The organism is Cryptocyanus atlanticus LEGE 06306, from assembly GCF_056633155.1.
Genome location: NZ_JBSJOZ010000033.1, coordinates 1 through 3,414, shown reverse-complemented (window position 1 = coordinate 3,414; position 3,414 = coordinate 1). Strand labels below are relative to the sequence as shown.

Sequence of the window (3,414 nt, the reverse complement as noted above, 5' to 3'; positions counted from 1 at the left end):
GCCCCGCCTCAGAGGTTAACGATGGGCCCTGTCCAGAAAAGCCAGACCACCTCAAAAGTCCGCGCCACCAAGAGGCCCGAAGATTCGCGTCCAATTATACAAGCTCAAAGACATGCGTGTAACGTGTCCGAACTGTTCACATCAGTTCGAGCGCGAAGTTCAGAAAGGCGTCGACGTTGGAATCGCCACTCTTATCGTTAAGATGGCAGCACAGAATGTCTATGATCGCCTTCTAATTTCAGCGGGAGACGGTGACTTCGAAGACGCGATCTCTTATGTCAAGTCTGAACTTCATAAAGAGGTTTGGATCTGCGGATCTCAGGTGAATCTGTCTACTGACCTCCAGTCTTACGCCGATGCGGTTTTGTGGCTAAAAGACATGCATCCTGCAATTGACAAGGCATCTTAACATCATAATCCACCATAGCCGCTAGAGAAGGGCGTATTCATGATCGGTTTATCTTGATGCGACCAAGTCATGACAAGCGATAGACTTGGGCGAGCCCAAGAATCACAACCTCTTCATTGCAATCGGAGTTTCTGAGATGAGCCACAACATCGATGATGTCTTTGGTGTTGTTAGGGACGTGCCACTCAATTACGTCTCCAGAGCAGCTGTAGATCTTCTCTTGATTGACAGCCTGTCCAGAACGAAACACATCGTTATCCATGGAGGATCAAAACAGGGCAAGACTTGCCTCCGCAAGCACTGCCTTGATGATGATGACTATATTGTTGTGCAATGCTCAAACAGATGGGCCGTTGGCGATATCAATGCCAACATTCTGAAGAGAGCTGGCTTTGAGGTGACTCAATCGACGGAGAGGTCTGTTTCTGGAAAGCAAAAGATCATTGCCAAGTTCTCCGCCGCACTGCTTGGCGTTGGACTAGGGACTGATGGTGAGCTAGAGCGGGGAACAGAAGACAAAAAGACTCTTTCACCGTTGACTCTTGATGCGGATGACGTCAACGACTTAATCGCGGCATTGGATTCAATCACCTTTAAAAAGTTTATCGTCTTGGAGGACTTTCATTATCTGTCGCCAGAAACTCAGCGAGACTTCGCCATTGAACTTAAGGCTCTCCATGAAGTCTCAAGTCTTTCTGTTATTGTGGTTGGGGTATGGCTAGAAGAGAACCGTTTAATTGTGTATAATGGAGACTTGACTGGTCGTGTTATACCCATAAATGCGGACCTTTGGTCTAAGGATGATCTGCTCGCAGTAGTAGTCGAAGGGGAGAAGCTTCTTAATATCAGTTTTGACAGAGAGTTTATTGATGAACTTCTTGATAAATGCTTTGAAAGTGTATCCATTGTTCAAGAGTGCTGTCGACGCGCATGTCGCGATGCTGGTATTTTTACTACACAAGAGAATCAAACACCAGTTGCGGTGATTAAGCCGGTAGATGATCTCGTTCGTGAAGTTGTGAATGAGCAGAGGGGGCGCTATCGTGCTTTTTTTACCAACTTTGCAGATGGGTTCCAAGACACAAGGCTTGAGATGTATAGATGGTTGCTTTGGCCAATACTGACCGCCGATTCCAAGCAGCTTGAAAGTGGCCTAACATATGCTGAGATCCGCAAATCCCTGCAACAGCACCATCCTAGTGGAGGCGAATTAAATCCAGGCAATATCACGCAGGCCCTTCAATCAGCCGCGTCCCTGCAAGTAGATAAAAATATTAAGCCCATTATCATTGACTACGACAGCACAACAAGGCGGCTTAGTGTTGTAGATAGAGGTTTTCTAATCTGGCTCGCGAGTCAAGCCCGTCAAGAAGTATTGGAGTGTGCTAGTCTTCCTTCTCAAGAAGCCTAACATCCAGATACAGAAGACGGGAGCTGATGTAACTAGTCTTGCCAATATGCCTGCCCGCTTCTGATCTGGAGCGTTAGATCCACAGACAGTTCACTTCGGTGCCCAAGCTGCCTTGGAGAGAAGGGGGCAGAAGGGCGTTGATGTTGCGGCCACAATCACGGTTGCGGCAAGCACAGCAGGATGATGAGAAAAGACTTGCGCTAAAGCATGCACATCCGCGATCCAAGTCTGCTGCAGTTTAGTCCGGGACACGAATGGCAGTTCAACGCCGCGCGTGACGATATGCCCGGTGTCATCGCCTAGGCCCGCATCTCACCGAGGAGCGAGTTGGATCTTCTTCGCGTAAGTGGTCAGCAGGGGTGTAGAGCGGGCCCCTGATGGGCTAACATTTCACGAATGATTCATGATTTAGCGAGGCACACGCGAATCTTAGGTAAGTGGAACTTCTTTTCTTCCTGCTCATTGTCCTTGTCTTATGGTGGCTCTCAAAGAGTGCATCCTCCATTAATGGGCGAATATCTCAAGTAGAGCACCGCACGCCTCAACGAAGCAGCAGCTCTTCGTCGTCGCTCCTCAAAGACTCGAAGCAGATCACTTATGGGCCCAGCAATTCACTACAATCATATGTCTTGCGAAAGCCAAAAGGTGACTGCATTTGTGGATGCAATGGAGTTCCTCTACCATTCCTTCCAGAGTATTCAATTGATTACGAGAAATACAAGTTCTGTCCCGCAAGGAAAAAACGAAAGCTGACAGGAGTTTACCTGGATGATGCGGGACAGCTAGCACACTGGATACCTGGAGGACAGCAGCGCAAAGCTGCATCGCGAGCCAAGCGAGATTCAGAGAAGAAGCAGAGAGAAGAAAGCAGAAAGCAGAAGAAGCTGGCAACCCAACTTGAACAGGATCATCAGCGACAAGCCAGGGAGGAACAGGAGAAGCTTCGACACTTAAATGGTTCTCCTGCCCAGAGTGCATCTGAAGCCTTACGGCGTGGCCTTGAGACTTACATAGGCAAGGAGTGTGGGATCGGGCATGGTGGTGTGAGGCATTCACGGAATGGGGAATGTGTTGAGTGCAGGCACATCGACCAGAGGAGGAGAGATGCTATGAGAAGAGGTGCTTTTCCTCGAGACCTAACACCTGATGAAAGGAAGGAGATTGGACAGATCTACGCAGAGGCGTGGCGGCTCACTAAACAGACCGGCATAGAGCATCACGTTGATCACATCAAACCTCTTGCGTCAGGAGGGGAACACCATCCCAGCAATCTAAGGGTTATCACTGCCGAGGAGAACCTTAAGAAAGGTGCTTCCTGGGATGGCAGTTCGCCGCTTAGTGAGGCTAGAAGAGACCCTGCAAACCTTCAAGGAGAGCTGCTCTTGGTGTGTACAGAAACCTAGGAGTAGGTCGAAGGGATAATATCTCCTGACGAACAATGCAACGAGCTAACTTCATGCCAATAACATGTCCCTTGGGATATGCTTACTGCTTGGTCCCGCTAGTCCGGTGACTGCCAGGAAAGATGACTCCCTTGCTGCTGTTCAGGCAGCCATGGCAAATGTAGCTGGTTGGTGTTGGATTTCCGGTGTTA

At 49.0% G+C, this 3,414-nt stretch carries 3 protein-coding genes; all 3 read left to right on the top strand.

The genetic code is table 11. The features are described from left to right. The first annotated feature begins 112 nt into the window (after positions 1–112). The 3 genes from ACWJI7_RS14110 (at position 113) to ACWJI7_RS14100 (ending at position 3,223) form a co-directional block, all read left to right on the top strand. Positions 113–409 (top strand): NYN domain-containing protein, encoded by a 297-nt coding sequence (locus ACWJI7_RS14110; RefSeq protein ID WP_479938846.1) that lies wholly within the window; start codon positions 113–115, stop codon positions 407–409. A gap of 136 nt (positions 410–545) precedes the next feature. Next, the gene (locus tag ACWJI7_RS14105; protein WP_479938844.1) at positions 546–1,820 is read left to right on the top strand and encodes a hypothetical protein; all 1,275 of its coding nucleotides are present in this window, start codon (positions 546–548) and stop codon (positions 1,818–1,820) included. A gap of 437 nt (positions 1,821–2,257) precedes the next feature. After that, positions 2,258–3,223, top strand: a complete 966-nt coding sequence (locus ACWJI7_RS14100; protein ID WP_479938843.1) for an HNH endonuclease signature motif containing protein — start codon at positions 2,258–2,260, stop codon at positions 3,221–3,223. Positions 3,224–3,414: the final 191 nt, after the last annotated feature.